An 18954-nucleotide genomic window follows, 5' to 3' on the forward strand; every position below is an offset into this window, starting at 1 on the left:
GCCGGCATCCGGTACGTTATTTGGCCGTTAAAAGGGAGAATCGGCGAGACGAAGGAAGGGTATGAATGAGAATAAACGCCATGGTTGACCATGCCGAAGCGAGGCAAACCGCTGGCTTCGTACGGACGCTTGCCGTTTTTGGCGGTGCGGCCGTTTTATTGTTGCTTTTGTCCATGTTTGCAGCTTCCTCAGCTTTCGCAGCTACGATAACCGTGGACACGACAGCCGATATACCGGGAAACTGCTCGGTAGCGGGCCAATGCTCGCTGCGGGCGGCGGTGAATCAAAGCAACGGCTCGGGCGGATCAAATACGATCCAAATCCCGGCCGGGACTTACGTGCTGAATTCGGGAGAATTGGCAATTCGCAGCAACGTGTCGATCATCGGAGCGGGAGGAGACCCGAACGGGAATCCAGCGGGCACGGTGATCAAGCAGACGGACGGGACAGGCAAACGGGTATTCAATCTGAATCCGGATTCGGATACCGGCTATAGCATCTCGTTGAAGGCGCTGACGGTCAGCGGTGGGCAGCTTGCCGCCGGCGAGGAGTTCGGCGGCGGAGGAATTCTCGGTTACACAGGCAGCCAAGGCACGGTAACGATCGAGAACTGCGTCGTCACCGGAAATTCCGTATCAGCCGCCGGCCATTGGGGTGGCGGCTTGAATATCGCCGGACTGCAGGGAGGCAAAGCGGTTCTTCGAAACACGGCCGTTCAAGGCAACACCGCTGTGGAACGGGGAGGCGGGGTGCATTTTGAGGGCGACATGAACATCGATGTATTCAACTCCGTTATCGATGGAAATATCGCTTCGAACGGTCTGGGAGGCGGGATGACTGTTTTTCCCGCTTCGGTACCGGGGCAGATCCGGATTGAGGGCACAACGATCTCCCGCAACCAGGCCAACGGAACGATCGATCCTCAGGCAGGCGGCGGGGGGCTTTACCTCGGCGCACCGGCTCTAATCACGAATACGACGATCAGCGGAAATACGGCCAAAGGGAAGGGTGGCGGCCTGTATAATTCGGTTGGAAATACTACGCTGACGCACGTCACCCTGTTCGACAATCAAGCCGATCAGGGGGGCGGCGGGCTGTATGTGCTGAACGGCAATCCGAAGCTGCAAAATACGATTGCCGCCGGGAACAGCAAGGCAGGGGGCTCTGCCAGCGATCTTGAAGTAAGGACCGGTCAAAACGTAATAGCGGGAATCGACGCAACAAGCAGCTACAACCTGATCGGACTGGGCGGCAACGGACTTTTGCAGGCAGTGAATGGAAACCAGGTGGACGTGGCCGACCCCGGTGTGCTTCCGTTAAGCGCCAACGGCGGCTTGGGCGAAACGAATGCCTTGAAGGGGAGTAGTCCGGCGCTCGGCAAAGGAAGCAATGTTTTGGCGACGACGTTCGACCAGCGCGGCTTCCCGCGGAAAACGAACGCCGCAGTCGATATCGGCGCTTATGAGGGAATGCCGGATGCTTCGATCGGCGTGAACGGCACCTATGCCGTAACCCTTTCGTGGGACGAAACGAAGCTCTCCGGGCTGGCGGCCAGCTCCTCGGACCAAACGGTGGTTCCGAACGGAAACGTCGTCATAACAGGCAGCGGGACATCCCGCACGTTGACCGTTACGCCTGCCGCAGGCGGAGCGGCCGAGATTCAAGTAACCGCCAACAGCTCGGTTTCGGGAATGTCCCGCAGTTTAAGCACTTCGTTCAAGCTGACGGTTACGGGCCCGCCGGACCTATCCATTACCAAGACGCACACCGGCGACTTCACACAGGGGCAGACCGGAGCGGTTTATACCATGAAGGTTAAAAACCTCGGAGGCGGCAGCACAAGCGGTACGGTGACGGTCAAGGACATGCTGCCCGCTGAATTAACGGCCGCCGAGCTGGAAGGAACGGGATGGACTTGCGATACGGGAACGCTCGTCTGCACGCGTACCGACGCGTTGGCGGCAGGAGCGAGTTATCCGGACATTACGCTGAAGGTAAACGTAGCGGCGAATGCGCCCTCAAGCGTAACGAATGTGGCCGAAGTTTTAGGCGGCGGAGATGCGAATACGTCGAATAACACGGTCAGCGATCCGACAAGCATCATTCAATTACCCGATTTGACAATTGCGAAATCGCATGTCGGGAACTTTAAGCAAGGGCAAACGGGAGCTTCGTATACGATCACCGTCCGCAATGCCGGTACCGGCTTGACAAGCGGTACGGTGACGGTGGCGGACACGCTGCCTGCGGGGATGACCGCGACGGGGTTAGCGGGCTCCGGCTGGACTTGCGATGCGGGAACGGCCACATGCAGCAGGGCGGACGCGCTTGCTTCCGGGGACAGCTATCCCCCGATCACTTTGACGGTGGACGTTGCGGCCAATGCGGCTGCGCTGCTTACGAATACGGTTAACGTCTCAGGCGGCGGCGACGTCAATAACGCCAATAATACGGTAAGCGATCCGACGACGATCATTCCCGTGGCCGACTTGACGATTGCGAAGTCCCATACGGGCAGCTTTACGCAGGGGCAAGCCTCGGCTGTATATACGATAACGGTGACAAATAGCGGACAAGGTACAACGGACGGCTCTGCTGTAACCGTGACGGACACCCTGCCGGCCGGGCTCACGTTGAAGGGGCTTGGCGGCAACGGCTGGAGCTGCGATTCCGGGACGTTAAGCTGTACCCGATCCGATGAGCTGGCAGGGGGGAACGCCTATCCTCCGATCACCGTGACGGTATCGGTAGACCAAGATGCACCTGCGGGTGTAACGAACTCGGCAGCCGTTTCCGGCGGCGGCGAGATCCATACGGGCAATAATTCGGCCAGCGATGCGACTGCTATTCATCCGAAGCCGCAAATCGCCACTTCGAGCTTGCCGCAAGGGACGGTTGGCGTCGCCTATTCGCAAACGCTGACGGCGACCGGCGGCGACGGGGCCTATGTGTGGGTCGTGACCGGCGGCGCTCTGCCCGCGGGTGTAACGTTCGATGCCGCCACGGCGAAGCTCAGCGGCACACCCACGATGGCGAACAGCCATAGCTTTACCGTACAGCTTACCGACGGCAACGGCGTAACGGCGACGAAGGAGCTTACGATTCAGGTGAACCCGATGCTTGAGGTGTCCACAACCAGCGTACCGCATGGAGCTGTCGGAGCGGCTTATACGGCCTCGCTTGCGGCAACGGGCGGCAACGGCGTCTACGCTTGGAGTATTGCCGCCGGTACGGTGCCAGGCGGACTGACGCTTGCGGCGGACGGGACCTTGAGCGGCACGCCCGCGAGCGAAGGGACATTCTCTTTCGTGGTTCTTGTGACGGACGGCAACTCGCTGACGGCGTCAAGAGCGCTGACGCTTCAGATTCATCCGCAGCTTGTCATTCATGCGCCGGTTCTGCCGGAAGGCACCGTGGGCACCGCCTACCCGCAGCAGACGCTCAGCGCAAGCGGCGGGAACGGGACGTACACGTGGTCGGTCGCAAGCGGCTCGCTTCCGGCAGGCCTGACGTTCGACCCGGCGACTGCCGCTATAAGCGGGACACCGGCGACGGAAGGCACGTATAGCTTCGCGATCCAGGTCGCAGACGGCTATGGGGTGAAGGCGATAAAGACCCTCTCACTGCAAGTTCGTGCGGCATTAACGGTTCAAACGCCGGAACTGCCTGTCGGAACGGCGGGCGTAGCTTACGCCAAACAAGAGTTTTCCGCATCGGGCGGAAGCGGGATTTATACATGGACGGTTGGCGGTACGCTGCCTGCGGGACTGACGTTTACCGTCGACCCGCTCGATCCGAAGAAAGCATCCATTCAAGGGAAGCCGACGGCGGCAGGAGCCTATGAGTTTCAGGTTCAAGTGAAGGACGGCAACGGGGGAACGGTCGTTAAGAACCTTAGCATCCAAGTGAATCCGGAGTTGATCTTCACAGCGGCTCCTCTGCCGGAAGGCACCGTAGGCTTGCCTTATGCCGGCGGAACCTTAAGCGCGACGGGCGGAAGCGGCACCTACCGCTGGAGCGTCGAAGAGGGCCGTCTGCCCGATGGACTCACACTGGATGCTTCCAAGGGAACGATAGACGGGACACCGAAGGAAGCCGGTGTGTATCCGGTGACGATTCAAGTGAAGGACGGCAACGGCATGGCCATAACCAAGGTTCTGACGCTGAAAATCAATCCTCCGGTTTTAGTGGGAATCGCTTTTGAGGAATCGGAGTATGCGGTGAAGACCGGGGAAACCCGGGACACCGTTTTGAAGGCGACTTATTCGGATAGTCAGGTTGTCAGATTAACGACTGGAGTTGTGTATACGATCAAGGATACGTCTGTGGCCTTGGTCAACGAATCCGGTCAAATCATCGGTGTAAAGAGCGGAAGCACCGTGCTGGCGGCTACGTATGGCGGCACTAAGGCTGAAACGTCCGTCCTCGTAAATAAAAGCATCACGGGCCTCGCCTTCGAACGGCCTTCTTATAGCCTGAAGGTCGGAGAGCAGGTCACTACGGTCGTTAGCGCAACGTACGGCGGCGGACGGATCGTCCTGACGAACGGAGTGTTGTACTCCGTCAAGGACGCCGATATCGCGGAAGTCGACTTGCACGGAGTCGTCACGGGTAAACAGGCGGGAACCACCGTTGCGAGCGCAACGTACGGCGAGGATACGGTCCAGACAACGATTGTCGTCGACCTTGACCTAACCGGTATCCGGTTTACGCCGGATACGTACGAGCTGAAAACGGGTCAATCCGTTCCAACCATGCTGACAGCGGATTTCGCGGATCGAAGCACGGCGCCGATCGGCCGTTTGGCCGCCTACGCGTTCCAAACCGCGGGGATCGCCCGGATCGACGCGGAAGGCGTCGTGACTGCGCTGCAGCCAGGGACGGCGGTCCTTACAGCTACTTATGGCGGACGCTCGGCGACGGCTGTCGTACGCGTAAGCGCTTGGAGCGACGACAGTGGCAGCGGCGACAGCGACTCGTCTCCATCTCCGTCCACCGGGACGGGTCCGGTTCCAACGCCGGCCCCCGAGGGGATTACGGTGAATATCGGACTGGATAACGGTTCAAAAGAAACCATTAAAGTATCGCAGGATGACATCCGCACCGGCCTTGTCCGGATTACGTCCTCCGCTTCCTCCGCTTATGTGGAGCTGCCTTCGGCTACGATTGCGAAGCTGTTGGCGATGAATCCGGAGCTGTCGATCTTGTTCCAGACGGCCGGCGGGCTGATCGAGCTGCCGCTGGCGCAGATCGACCCGCAGACGCTGGCGAAGCTGCTCGGTCTGCCGGCAGGCGATATCTCCATTAACGTTGGAATCCGAACGCCCGATGCTCAAGAGCGAGGGCAGCTCAGCGAGGCGATCCGCCGTACGGGAGGAAGAGAGCTGACGGCGCCGCTCGATTTCTACGTTCGTATCACGGATAGCAAGGGCAATGAAATCAAGCAAAATGTCTTCAGCAGCTACATCGTCCGCACGCTGCCTTTAAATGAACAAGCGAATGCGGCGACCGCCACCGGTGTGTGGTGGGACCCGGAAGCGCGCGAATACCGGTTTGTCCCGACCCTGTTTGAAACCCGGGACGGCAAGCCCGCGGCCAAGCTGAAACGACAAGGCTTCAGCGTGTACACGGTGCTCGATCGTTCCGTTTCGTTCGGCGATTTGCATAGACATTGGGCGAAAGCGACGATCGAATCGCTGGCCTCCAAGCTGATCGTGCAAGGGCGAAAGGCCGATGCGTACGAGCCGGAAGGCCGCGTGACCCGGGCGGAATGGGCCGCCTTGCTCGTTCGCTCGCTGGGGCTCAACGTCTCGCAAGAGAAGGCGCCATTCGGCGATGTTCAAGAAGGCGATTGGTTCGCGTCGGCAGTTGGCGCGGCGCATAAAGCGAAGCTGATAGACGGGTACGAAGACGGCACCTTCCGTCCGAACCAAACCGTCACCCGGGAAGAACTGGCGGTCATGACGGCACGCGCCATTAAGTACGTCGGGGCCAAGCCTGCAGACACCCGGAACTCTGGCGAATCGTTCCAAGATTCCGCCAACATTTCCGGATGGGCCGGCGACGCGGTGCGTCAGGCGATACAAGCGGGGATTATCGAGGGCGACGACCAAGGTCGCTTCCGGCCGTCCGATTCGGCCTCGCGAGCCGAGGCGGCGACCATGCTTTACCGGCTGTTAAAAGCCATCTCGTTTATATAGCAACTGACGATAGACCAAGTCCGATTGGAGCGGGCTTGGTCTTTTTTTGCCTATAAGCCGTCGCCATCGGAAGGAATGTTATTTTTTTAACATTTTAAAAAAAGGAAAATGCCTCCTGCATGTGGAAAAAGGCTAAGATCACCTTATTTTTACCAAGGAGCATGCGATGATAGCTACGATGACAGAAGCTTATGTGGATTCCGTTGCGTTAAATGCCGCTGCGATCAAGAACGGCAGGGATCTCGTCAAGAAAAACAGCTTCCCCAAGCTGTGCCGGTCAGAGGACGAAACGCTTATTTTCGGGGAATGCAAAGGAAGCGGCAAAGAGCCGTACCGGTGCTCCGTCGATTTCCTCAAGCCTGACAGCCCTGTGTTTCGCTGCAGCTGCCCGAGCCGGCAATTTCCGTGCAAGCATATTTTAGGCTTGATGTATGCCTACGTTCTCGGTAAAGAATTCCAGGTTGATGCGATTCCTCAGGACATCGCGGACAAGCGGGACAAGGCGGAGAAACGGGAGGAGAAGAAGAAAGAAACGGCGGCTGCCGGAGAAGAGACGGCCGTCAAGCGAAAGCCGAACAAATCGGCCTTGGCCAAGAAACGGGCCGCCCAACTCGAAGGCATCGGCTTATTGGAAAAGCTGGTTCACCAGATCGTGCAGAACGGGCTGGCGGGACTCGACGCGAAAACGGCCAAGATGATGGAAGACCAAGCGAAGCAGCTTGGAAACTACTATATTCCCGGTGTTCAGGCGGCGTTTCGCGAGCTGCTCTTTAACCTGCGTACGTCCGAAGACCGCGAGCGCGTGTACACGGAAGCGATGGACCGCTTAACCGTATTGCAGTCTTTGGTTAAGAAAAGCAGGGACTATCTAACGGAAAGACAGCAAAATCCCGAGCTTCCGCCGGATACGGAAAGCAGCTTGGAAGAACGGCTCGGGCATGCCTGGCAGCTGGCCGAGCTGCGCGAGCATGGATTAGCCCGGCATCAGGCGGAATTGGCGCAGCTCACTTTCCGTTCGTATACGGATGAGGCAAGAGGCGAGTACGTCGATGAAGGTTTTTGGATGGAGCTGCAGAGCGGAGACATTTTTGCGGTCCGCAGCTACAGACCGTTCCGGGCGGCGAAGCATTTGAAGGAAGAGGATTCGTTCTTCTCCGTCGTTGCCGCGAAGGAGCTGCTTGTCTACCCGGGAGACTTGAATCCGCGGGCACGATGGGAGGACATGACGGTCCGCGATATGAAGCCGGAGGACTACGGGACGATCCGGAGCCATGCCCGGCGTTCGTATGTCGAGGTGGTCAAGACGGTCAAAAATCAATTGAAAAACCCGCTGTCCGACAAACATCCGGTGATGCTGCTTCACTACGCCAAACTTGGCCGGATCGGGGAGGACTACGTGCTGGAGGACGAGCAGGGCAAACGGATCGTTCTCGGCGATATTCCGGCGCTGGGCCAATCGAGCACGCAGCTGCTGCCGCTGCTCAAGCACGGTGACACGCAGGACCAAGCCATGCTGGTCATGTTCGAGCATGATTTTGCCGATGGAAGGCTGCTGGCTCAGCCGCTCACTCTCATGACGGCAAGCGAAATCGTCAGGTTTATTTACTAAAACAAGGAGAGAATCCATGAGCTTACAGGTGCTTACCGATCTGCATCAAGAAGTGCGCCGGTTGTTTATCGCCGGCAGTTCCGTCGCCGCGGGCGACCTGCGGCTAACCCGGCTGCTGCCACAGCTGCGCAAGCTCGGAGAGAACGCGGCGGTGTTCAACCGGCTGGCCGATGGCGTGCAGCTCGTAATGGAAGCGAAGCCCGAGCAAGCCTCCGCCAAACTGCTGGAGCTCGGCATCCTGCTGCACTCCATTCTGTACACCCAAGGACAGACGGAGGCGCAGGGGACGCTGGAGGAGGTTCAAGTGACGGATACCCGCGGGGTAACAGCCGTCCCGTACCGGAAAATGAAGTCTCTTATCGACGCTTTGACAGAACGCGGGCCCGGCCGCTTGGAAGTGATCCGCCAAGGGTACGAAGACTCGTTGTTTCAAGATTTTCGGACGCATATGCCTGCGGTCGCCGCATTGGAAGACGGGTATGCGGAAATTGCCGAGTTTATGTACGATAAAGTTATTCCGTCGATCGGACCGGCGGTCGTACCGATACTACACCGGCAGTTGAATCTTCAGGGCGGTAAAGGGGATGCCCGCAAGCTGTATTTGATTCATCATCTGCAGGGTCCGGTGAATGCCGAGCTGATTCTGCAGGCGGCCGGCGAAGGCGCGGCCGAAATCCGCGTCGCGGCGGTGGACATTCTCGGCGACTATCCCGAGTTGGAGGACGTCGTGCTGGAGAATTCGTACGAGAGAAGAAAAGAAATACGCCGCGCGGCCTTGTCGGCTTTATCCCGGCTGGGGACCGGGCGGGCGGCCGACCGGTTGTTCGAAGCGCTGATAGGCAAGGACCGCGAGCTTGCGGTGGAACCGATTCAAGCTTATTTTCATCCGACGTTGATCCAGCGGATACTGGACCAAGCGGAAGCATGGCTGGCTGATTTTGACGGCAGCTCCGTGAAGACGGAAGCGGTGGAACAGCTGTCGGCGGCGGTGCAATGCCTGAAAGGAAAGAACGACGAGACGGTGCGCGTCTTTTTGGAAAAGCTGCTGTCCTCGCCTGCTTTTATGGTCAAAGAAACGGCGGCTGTTCAAGAATATGCGGCAGAGCTTCTGCTTGATATGCAGCGGCCGGAAGGCTACCGGTTTGTGGAATCGCTGTATCGGCAATGGGGAGGAAAGCACATTTCGTACAGCTTTCAAGCGGCGCTTCGCTGCTTGTCCTCGGAGGAGGTTTATGACCAATTCGCCCCTCTGGTTCGGAACAAGCAGCAGGCCCAGGCCAAAGAGCTGCTGCGTACGCTGTACGATTTGACCGAGCGGCTGGCCCTGACCGTGTATCGTGAGGCGGAGGAGTCGTCCGCGGTTTCGTGGGATCCCCGCTGGGTGCATTTGTTCGTGGACATCAACGAAGAAGAGCTGGTGTGCCGGTTCGTCCAAGAGCCGGACACGAAAGTCACCGATTACTTGCTGAAAAAGGTGCAGGTGGCACCCCAGCAGATGAAACCGAGAACGGTCTCGCTGTTCTTCGCCTTGTTCAAGATTGGGCACGGGGAAACCCCGGAGCTGCTGATGCAGGCGCTGGAAGGCTCGGGAGGCAAGCAGTTTTATTATTTGGAGCGGGACAAAATGGCGTTGATGTCGCTGCTTCCCGGCAGCTATGCCGAAAGGCTGGAGAAATTCGCCGACCTGATCGCCTACGAGAGCGTGAAGCAGCAGGTGCTTGAAGTGGCGGAGCGGCTTAAAACGAAAACGAGCGATGAAGCGGAAATGGGCAAAGGAGCGGGATGGATCGAATGGATCAAAAGCAAAATGTATTGAGGCTGCCTGCGGAGCGGCTGTACGCCAAGGAACTGGAAGCGCTGAAGGAAGCGGATCAAGACCCGAAACCGGCGGGCTGGCAGCTGTCGCCGCGGTCCGTGCTTACGTTTATTACCGGGGGACAGGCGGGGGGCGTGAACATCACGCCCAAATATATCGGCCACACGCGGCTGGTGGAGATTGCCGTCGCGACGCTGCTGACGGACCGGGCGCTGCTGCTGATCGGCGAGCCGGGAACGGCGAAATCGTGGCTGTCCGAGAATTTGACGGCCGCCATCCACGGCGACTCGTCCAAGGTCATTCAAGGAACGGCCGGAACGAGCGAGGAGCATGTCCGGTATTCGTGGAACTATGCGATGCTGCTGGCTCACGGTCCGTCGGACGAAGCGCTGATCAAGAGCCCAATTTACCGGGCGATGGAAGGCGGCGGAATTGCCCGTTTCGAGGAAATTTCCCGCTGCGCCTCCGAGGTGCAGGATGCGCTGATTTCCATCTTGTCGGAAAAAACGATCTCCATCCCCGAGTTGGGGCGTGAGGTGTCGGCGGCGAGAGGCTTCTCGATCATCGCAACGGCGAACACGCGGGACCGGGGCGTGAACGAAATGTCCGCCGCGCTCAAGCGCCGGTTCAACATTCTCGTGCTGCCGTCGCCGGCCGGGCTGGAAACGGAAGTCGAGATCGTGCGCAAACGGGTCGGCGAAATTGCCGCCAACTACGAGCTGCAGGCGGCATTGCCGGAGGAAGAGGCGGTACGCAAGATCGTGACCATTTTCCGGGAGCTGCGCGCCGGGGTAACGTTGGACAGCAAGGAAAAGCTTAAATCGCCGAGCGGCGTCATCTCGACGGCGGAAGCGATCTCGCTCTTGACGAACAGCATGGCGCTGGCCGCCAGCTTCGGAAACGGACGAATCCAGGAGGAGGATTTGGCCGCCGCCCTGCAAGGCGCGATCGTGAAGGATGAGGAGAAGGACCGTATTGCCTGGAAAGAATATTTGGAAAATGTAATGAAAAAGCGGGGATCGGAATGGCGGAGTCTGTACAACGCATGCCGGGAGATGAACGATTGAGCACCGGCGACGGGAGAGTCCATGTGTTTGGCATCCGCCATTTGTCACCGGCGGGCGCCTATCATCTGCGGGCGTTTCTGGACGAAATCCGGCCGCAGGTCGTGCTGGTGGAAGGGCCTTCGGACGCGGGGGACTTGATCGGGCAGATCGCTTCCCGCGGCGTCGTGCCGCCCATCGCGATTCTTGCTTATACCGATCAGCTTCCGGTTCGTACGCTGGTATTCCCTTTGGCTTCGTATTCTCCCGAATACCAGGCGTTTCTGTGGGCGGCGGAAAACGGGGTCCGCGCCGAGTTCATCGATCTTCCTTCGGATGCGGCGGTGACGCTGCAAGCGGCAAGACGCGCAAGCGCGGGCCTGGAGGAACCGGACCCGGAGGATGAGCAGGCGGGTCGCGAGGACCGTCAAACGGGCCGACAGGATGCGCTGGCGGAACGCAGAGCCTTTTACCGGCGGCAGAACGAGCTGTATGAGCGGGTTGCCGAGCTGGCCGGGGAGCCGGATTACGACAGCTATTGGGAGCGGCATTTCGAGCATAGCCCAAGCAAAGAAGCATATCGTCACGCCATCGAACGGTTCTCCGCGGAAATGCGCGAGCTGCTGGAGCAGGAGGAGCGGGCGCATGACCCGCGGGAAGCGTCCTACAACGCGGTGCGTGAAGCTTACATGCGGCGGCAGATCCGGCAGGCGCTGGATGCTTCCGGACCCTCCGACCGCATCGTGGTCGTGACCGGGGCGCATCACGTCTCGGCGATGGACTTGGCGCTGCCAGCGATGTCGGACGAGGAGCTTCGCAAGCTGCCCCGCTCGTCCACCAAGCTGACGCTGATGCCTTATTCGTATTACAAGCTGTCCGTTCAATCCGGCTACGGCGCGGGCAATCAGGCCCCGGCTTATTTCGAGCGGCTGTGGGATTGCTTGAACCGGCAGGACGCTGCAAGGATGCCTTCGCTTTACTTATCGCAAGTGGCCTCGTCCTTGAGGGAGAGCGGGACGCACCGTTCTACCGCTTCCGTCATCGAGGGGGTACGGCTGGCCGAGTCGCTCGCCTCGCTGCGCGGGGGCAGCATGCCGACCTGGGGGGACTTGCGGGATGCGGCCGTCGTCTGTCTCGGGTTCGGGGACTTGGCTTCGGTGGCCGAGGCGCTGGCCCGTGCGGATATCGGCACGGCGATCGGCGCGCTGCCCGAGGGAGTCAGCCAGACGCCGATTCAAGACGATCTGAACCGGCACCTGAAGCGTCTGAAGCTGGAGAAGTATAAATCCGCCGTTGCTGCCGATCTGGAGCTGGATTTGCGTGAGAACCGGCGGGTCAAGAGCGAAGATGCGGCATTTCTCGATCTGCACCGGTCCGTCTTTCTGCATCGGCTTGCGCTGCTCGGCATCGATTTTGCGAAGCAGCAGCAGGTACGGCAGGACGCGGCGACCTGGGCGGAGCACTGGGTGCTCCAGTGGAGCCCCGAGGCTGAGATTCAAGCGGTGGAATCGACACTCAAAGGGGAAACGGTGGAGCTTGCCGCCGCGTTTGTGCTGCATGAGCGGCTCGAAGGGTGCGCCGATCTTTCGGAGGCTTCCCGGATCATCCGCTTGGCCTGCCAGTGCGGACTTCCCGAGGCGATGGAAGAAGCGAGACTCACCTTGCAGCGGCTGGCCGTCGACGCCGGAGACTTCGCGCAGATCGCCGCCGCGGCTAACGAATTATCGGTATTGATCCGCTACGGGGATATTCGCAAGGTGGATACCTCGTCGTTCGTGCCGCTGCTGCAGCAGCTGTTTTTGCGGGGGACGCTGCTCCTCGTGGACGCAGCCGTGTGCAGCGATGAAGCGGCAGGCGGCATGGTGACCGGCATGAACGAGATGCATCGCATCTCGCAGGAGCATCCGGAAGAGGTGGACGACGAGCGTTGGCTTGCCGAGCTGTGGGCGCTGGCTTCCCGGGACGACCGGAATGCGAAGCTGTCCGGGTTCGCTTTTGCGATACTGCTGGAGCGGAATTTGATTTCCCCCGATCAGTGCTCGCAGGAGGTATCGCGGCGGCTGTCGCCGGGAATTCCGGCGGAGCTTGGCGCGGGCTGGTTCGAAGGCGTGTCGATGCGGAACCGGTATGCGCTGCTGTCCCGCTCGGGGCTGTGGCAGCAGCTTGACGAATATATCGCGTCCTTGGAGGACGAAGCGTTCCTGCGCTCGCTGGTCTTTTTGCGCAGGGCGTTCGGCTCGTTCGAGCCGAGGGAGAAAGCATCGATTGCCGAGACGCTGGGCGTGCTGTGGGGCCTCGACGGGCAGGGGGCCGCGGAGCAGCTGCAGGAGCCGCTAAGCGAAGACGAAAGAGGGAAGCTGGATGAACTTAACGATTTTGATTTCGGAGATTTGTAGACGATGACGGATCAAAATAAAGCGTTGCAACGATGGAGACTGATTCTTGGAGACGCATCCGAAGAAAAGCTCGCAGAATATTCGCAAGGAGACGGCTTGCTGGACGGTGAGGCGAAAATTTTGGACGAAGCGCTGGCCGCCATCTACGACGGCACCGGGGGTACAGGGCTGGAAGCCGACGCCTCCTCGGGGCCGCGCTCTGCAGGGCGGGGTCCCTCTTCGCCCAAGGTGGCGAAATGGCTCGCGGATATCCGTACCTTTTTCCCTTCGGACATCGTCTCGGTTATTCAAGTCGACGCCATTGAGCGCAAAGGGCTGACGCAGCTGCTGTTCGAACCGGAAACGCTGGCGCAGGTGAAGCCGGATATCCGCATGGTCGCGACGCTCATGGCGCTGCGCGGCAAAATTCCCGAGAAAACGAAGGATACGGCCCGGCAGCTCGTGAAAGCCGTGGTGGAGGAAATTTCCAAGAAGCTGGAGCACGACATCCGTCAGGCCGTCACCGGCGCCTTGAACCGCAGGAAGCATTCGCCGCTTCCGTCCTTATCCGGGATGGATTGGAAAAAGACCATCCGCGCCAACCTGAAGCACTACGATACGGAAACGAAACGGCTGATCCCGGAGCGGTTCTATTTCTTCGACCGCGCGCGCAGAAGCAAAGAATGGACGGTTATTTTGGATATCGACCAGAGCGGATCGATGGCCGACTCCGTCATCTATGCTTCCGTGGTCGGCTCGATCTTCGCCAGCCTGCCGGCGCTCGACACCCGTGTCGTCGTGTTCGATACGGAGGTCGTCGATTTGACGGAGCAGTGTGCGGACGATCCCGTCGATATGCTTTTCGGTATTCAGCTTGGAGGCGGTACGGACATCAACAAGTCGGTCGCTTACTGCGAGCAGTTCATCACCGAGCCAAAGAAGACGTTATTTATCTTGATCTCCGACCTGTACGAAGGAGGAAACCGGTCCGCGCTGATCCGCCGGATGGGGGAAATGCGGCAGGCGGGCGTGCAGGCGCTTTGCTTGCTGGCTCTATCGGACGGCGGCGTTCCGTCGTACGACGAGCAAGTCGCCAAGACGCTTGCGCAGCTCGGCATCCCGTGCTTCGGCTGCACGCCGGATATGCTCCCCGAGCTGATCGAAGGCGCGCTGCAGGGACGGAATTTGCAGGAGCTCGCCGCCAGGGCGGGGAAGGAAGCGAAGAAGTGAACGGTTTGTTGTATTCAAGCGGTTGAGCAGAGAGAGACTCTGCCCGGCCGCTTTTTTCTTGAAACGGCGGTTTCTTGGGCAGGACCGGAAATAACCTCCAATGGACAACGATCGTTCCTGCCGATATGATAGAAACGAACGTTCCCATTCGGAGGAGTGCTGTCATGAACAAGTTGGGGACAGGCTTTGTACATCTGCACGTCCATACGGAATATAGTTTGAAGGAAGCGGCATGCCGCTTGGAAGAACTGCTGCAAACCGCCGAATCATGGGGCATGGAAGCGCTGGCGATAACCGATAAGGGCGTCATCAACGGGATGATTCCCTTCTGCAAGCTGGCCGGGAGACACGGCATCCAGCCGATTATCGGGTGCGAGATGGATGTCGGCGATGCGGGAGACACGCTCATTTTATTGGCAGCTACCTCTCGGGGGTGCGAGCAGATCGTCGAGCTGTTGAACGGCGCTTCGTTCCATCCCCCCGCCTCCCAAGGGGATATCATCGCGCTAAGCGGCGGCAGAACCGGAAGCATCCATCGTCTGATCGCAAGCGGGCGAATGGATCTGGCCGAACAGCAAGCGCTTCAATATGTAAAATGGTTCGGGAAGGAGCATTTTTTTCTGGAGGTGCAGCACCACGGATTCGAAGATGACGATGTGTGGCTCGAACGAACCGTTCAACTTTCCCGCGAAATGAAGCTTCCGCTAGTGGCTACCCACGATGTGCATTACCTCGCTCCCGAAGACGCCCCTTTGCTTCATAGGATCCAGCATGGAAAACAACAGTCCAAGACGGATTCCCTGCCCAAGACCGGGCCGTTTTATCTCCCCTCTCCCATAGAAATGCAGACAAAATTCCGCCATCTCCCGGATGCTTTGGCCAATACGGTCCGAATCGCGCAGCGATGCCGGTTTCAACCGGAACCGGAAGCGTGCAGGCTTCCGCGCTTCCCCGTTTCGCAAATGCGGAGCGAAGCCGACCCTTCGGAATATCGATCCGAAACGGAAAAAACAGACTCCGCCAATCCGCCGCGCAGCGCGGATGACGCATTGCGCGATTTATGTCTGGAAGGAATGCGGGTTCGCTTCGGTTCGTCCGTTTCCGCTCCCGCCGGCTCGGAATGGGAAAACGCGACAGCTCGAATGAATCGGGAGCTTGAGGTCATTACGAAACGAGAGCTTTCCGACTACTTCCTGATCGTATGGGATATCGTACGGCATGCGCGAAACCGGAACATTCCCGTCGGACCCGGTAGAGGCTCCGCCGCTGGAAGCCTGGTGGCGTATCTGCTCGGTATAACCGAGGTGAATCCGCTGCTGCACGGCCTATCCTTTGAACGTTTTTTGAGCCCGGATCGCGCCGATTTACCGGATATCGATATCGACGTCTGTCAAAGAAGACGCCATGAGCTGCTGCAGTACGTCAAAGACAAGTACGGTGCTGACCGGATCGCGCATATCGGTGTGCTGAATACTTACGGGACGCGAGGGGCGGTTCGGGAAGCCGGGACTTATTTGGGCCTGCCGAAAAAGCAAGTGGATGTACTGACAAAGCTGCTTCCCTCTTTTTCCGGAAAAGGCGGTATCCGTCACTGTCTGCAGACCCTGCCGGAGCTGCAAAAGCTCCCGCTCCATAAAGAGCCGTTCAACTCGCTCTTTCAACTCGCCGAACGGCTTGAAGGGCTGCCTCATCAGCACTCCGCTCACCCTTCGGGGATTATACTCGGGGATGAGCATTTGGCCCGGACGATTCCTCTGCAGCAAAGGCCGAACGGGGAAACGATGACGCCCTTTACCAAGGAAGACATCAAAACGATAGGCTTATTGAAAATCGATCTTCTCGGTTTGCGTAATTTGACGATCATTCACGATACGCTTGCCTCGATTCGCGAACGAACGGGCAAGCAGCTTGCGGTGAGCGCGATTCCCCCGGACGATCCGGAAACGTTCAGCACGATCGGCGGCGGAAATACGCTGGGCTGCTTTCAATTGGAAAGCATGGGCATCCGCCAGTTGCTACGCAGAATTCGTCCGCAGAGCATCTCCCATTTAGCCGACCTGCTTGCGTTATATCGGCCTGGGGCATGGACCGAGGGAATCGTTGACACGTATTTGCGACGGCACCGGGGCGAAGAGACCTTCCAGGTTGTTCGGCCGGAAATGGAACCTGTTCTTTCGCCGACTTACGGCTTGATCCTGTATCAGGAGCAGGTGATGGCGATTGCACAAGCGGTGACAGGCTGTTCCCTGGGCGAAGCCGACTCGCTCCGGCGCGCGCTTTCCGCCAAATCCGTCGAAGCGCTGACCACTCACCAGCAGCGGTTTCTGGAGGGAGCGGCCAAGCAGGGCGTGACGGAGAAGGAGGCGCTGGCCGTATTCGATTTTTTGGCCCGGTTTGCCGGGTACAGCTTCAATAAAGCCCATAGCGTTTCCTACGCCTATCTGGCCTACTGGACCGTTTACTTAAAGACGCACTTCCCGAAAGAGTATATGGCCTCCTTATTAAGCGGGGAGGGAGGATACTACGACAAAAAAGTATATGTTAGGGAGATCTTGAACATGGGGCTCTCCCTGCTCGGTCCGGATATTAACCGGAGCGGGTTCGGTTTTCGGGCTGAAGCTGAAGGGATACGCGCTGGCCTGGATGCGGTTCAAGGCTCGGGACCGGAATCCGTGATCGCTTTGCTGCGCTCCCGTTATGACGATAGCGAATTCCGGTCTTTTCACGAATGGGTAGAACGGATGAAAGCATGCCGGGTCAAAAAGCCGGTGCTCGAAGCCTGGGTTGCTTCGGGCGCCTGCGATCGGATGGGCTCCCGGCGTGAGATGTTGGCGTACTTGAACGGCTTGCCGACCGCAGTCGGCGATCATTCGGTATCCGCAGCAGCGATACCCGATTTTACCGAACCGGAAAAAAGAAAGATGGAAAAGGCGCTGCTCGGGTTTTCGCTGCAGCCGTCTTCATCCGCGAATTGGGAGCAGTTTGCGCAGCGTTTCAACATCGTTCCGATCCAAGCGTTATCCGATTTTGCCGATTATACCCGTGTCCGGCTATGCGGAACAATCATCCAAAGCAGAAGGCATCCGACCCATGACGGACAATACGTGCTTACGCTCGTCGTACAGGATCATACCGATATGATCGAAGTCGTAGTGTACCCCAAAACATACAAATCTTTCTTATACGAATTGAATCCCCGGGGCATATTACTGGAAGGCATCGTTCGGCTGCAGAACGAGCGCGTCCACGTCGTTGCGGACAAAATCAAAGCGCTTGGAGGATGACTATGCTCTTGATCGGAACGGCCGGCTACAGCTATGAGGATTGGCGAGGGGTCTTTTACCCCGAAGATTTGAACAAAAAAGAAATGCTTTCCTTTTACGCCCGGGAATTTTCGTTTACCGAGGTAAACTCATCGTTTTACGCGATGCCCAACCGGTTTATGCTGTATCATATGCGCGAAAAAACGCCGGAGGGCTTTCAGTTTGTCATCAAAGCCTATCGGGGGATGACGCACAAAAGGGAAGATAACGAGCAGCACTTCCGCGATTTTAAGGAATCATTGAAGCCGTTAATCGAAGTGGGCAAGCTGGGATGTGTGCTGGCCCAGTTCCCGACCAGCTTCCGGAACCGGGATGAAAACCGGGATTATTTGAAGGAATTCAAAGAGCAGATGGGCGACATTCCGGTCGTTGTGGAATTTCGTCACGAGGAATGGATCGATGAACGGATATTCGACCTGCTGGAGGAAGAGCAATTAGGTTACGTTTGCGTGGACGAGCCGCAGTTTAAGACGCTCGTTCCGCCTATTATCCGGGCGACCGGCCCGATCGGGTATGTCCGGTTTCACGGCCGGAATTACAAGAAATGGTGGCATCACAAAGAGGCGTACGAACGGTATGATTATTTGTACAGCGAGAGCGAACTGGAAAATTGGGTTCCGAATATTCGCAAGCTTGCCGAAAAAACGGAAAAGACGTTCATCAGCATGAACAACCATTACCGGGCGCAGGCGGTCATCAACGGGCGGATGCTGCGGGAGATGCTGGAGCAGGAGGCGGTTCCCACATGACGGTTGCGACGACCATCCCTCAGGATTTGCATGCGATCGGCAATCTGGAAGCATTGGAAGCCGTATGTCAGCGTGTCTTTTTACCGGAACCCGGAGAGCGGCTTGTGTTCGGCGAAGGACCGGAGCATGCCCAACTGCTGCTTATCGGGGAGGCCCCTGGGGAAAAAGAAGCCGAGACCGGACGGCCGTTTGTCGGCAATTCGGGAAGGCTGCTGGACAAATATTTGCAGGAGGCGGACATTCTCAGGGAGGACGCTTACGTGACGAACGTCATCAAAGTAAGACCTCCCGGCAATCGGACGCCGCGGATCTCGGAGGTAAAAGAGGCGGTGCCGATTTTGCTCCGGCAAATCGATCTGATCCGCCCGGCGGTCATCGTTTGTCTGGGAAGCATAGCCTTGCAGGCCGTATTGGATCGAAAAGCGAAAATAACCGAAATCCGCGGCGTGTGGCAGGAGAAGGATGGAATCCGCATCATGCCGACCTACCATCCGTCCGCCGTATTTCGCGACGAGAATAAAAGAGAGCTTCTGAAACAGGACCTCTTCTCCGTCGGAGAAGCCTTAAGAGAGAGGGGAATCCGGCCGGAAAAATAAAGGAACTCCGATG

General features: G+C 58.4%; 9 protein-coding genes. All 9 read left to right on the top strand.

The window, feature by feature from the left end; genetic code table 11:
• Positions 1-65: 65 nt before the first annotated feature.
• The 9 genes from QJ48_RS21895 to QJ48_RS21935 all read left to right on the top strand — a co-directional run bounded on the left by QJ48_RS21895 (position 66) and on the right by QJ48_RS21935 (position 18941).
• Positions 66-6200 carry a putative Ig domain-containing protein gene (locus QJ48_RS21895; protein WP_054975624.1) on the top strand — a complete coding sequence of 2045 codons (6135 nt, stop codon included), beginning with the start codon at positions 66-68 and terminating at the stop codon, positions 6198-6200.
• A gap of 169 nt (positions 6201-6369) precedes the next feature.
• Positions 6370-7809: an SWIM zinc finger family protein gene (locus tag QJ48_RS21900; protein WP_054975651.1), complete on the top strand. Its 1440-nt coding sequence runs from the start codon at positions 6370-6372 to the stop codon at positions 7807-7809.
• Between the two features lie 16 nt (positions 7810-7825).
• Positions 7826-9625: a HEAT repeat domain-containing protein gene (locus QJ48_RS21905; RefSeq protein WP_054975625.1), complete on the top strand. Its 1800-nt coding sequence runs from the start codon at positions 7826-7828 to the stop codon at positions 9623-9625.
• Positions 9601-10692 (top strand): AAA family ATPase, encoded by a 1092-nt coding sequence (locus QJ48_RS21910; protein WP_054975626.1) that lies wholly within the window; start codon positions 9601-9603, stop codon positions 10690-10692. The genes QJ48_RS21905 and QJ48_RS21910 overlap by 25 nt, the downstream gene beginning before the upstream one ends.
• The gene (locus tag QJ48_RS21915; RefSeq protein ID WP_237763010.1) at positions 10689-13064 is read left to right on the top strand and encodes a DUF5682 family protein; all 2376 of its coding nucleotides are present in this window, start codon (positions 10689-10691) and stop codon (positions 13062-13064) included. Before QJ48_RS21910 ends, QJ48_RS21915 begins: the two co-directional genes overlap by 4 nt.
• A 3-nt stretch (positions 13065-13067) precedes the next feature.
• Positions 13068-14273, top strand: a complete 1206-nt coding sequence (locus QJ48_RS21920) for a VWA domain-containing protein (protein ID WP_054975628.1) — start codon at positions 13068-13070, stop codon at positions 14271-14273.
• A gap of 164 nt (positions 14274-14437) precedes the next feature.
• Complete coding sequence (locus QJ48_RS21925) at positions 14438-17557, top strand: DNA polymerase III subunit alpha (RefSeq protein ID WP_054975629.1); 3120 nt, start codon at positions 14438-14440, stop codon at positions 17555-17557.
• Positions 17558-17559: 2 nt separating this feature from the next.
• On the top strand, positions 17560-18345 hold the full coding sequence (locus QJ48_RS21930) for a DUF72 domain-containing protein (RefSeq protein WP_054975630.1): 786 nt from the start codon (positions 17560-17562) through the stop codon (positions 18343-18345).
• Positions 18342-18941 carry a uracil-DNA glycosylase gene (locus QJ48_RS21935; RefSeq protein ID WP_054975631.1) on the top strand — a complete coding sequence of 200 codons (600 nt, stop codon included), beginning with the start codon at positions 18342-18344 and terminating at the stop codon, positions 18939-18941. Before QJ48_RS21930 ends, QJ48_RS21935 begins: the two co-directional genes overlap by 4 nt.
• Positions 18942-18954 lie beyond the last annotated feature (13 nt).

It is taken from the genome of Paenibacillus sp. A3, from assembly GCF_001399685.1.
Taxonomy (GTDB): domain Bacteria; phylum Bacillota; class Bacilli; order Paenibacillales; family NBRC-103111; genus Paenibacillus_G.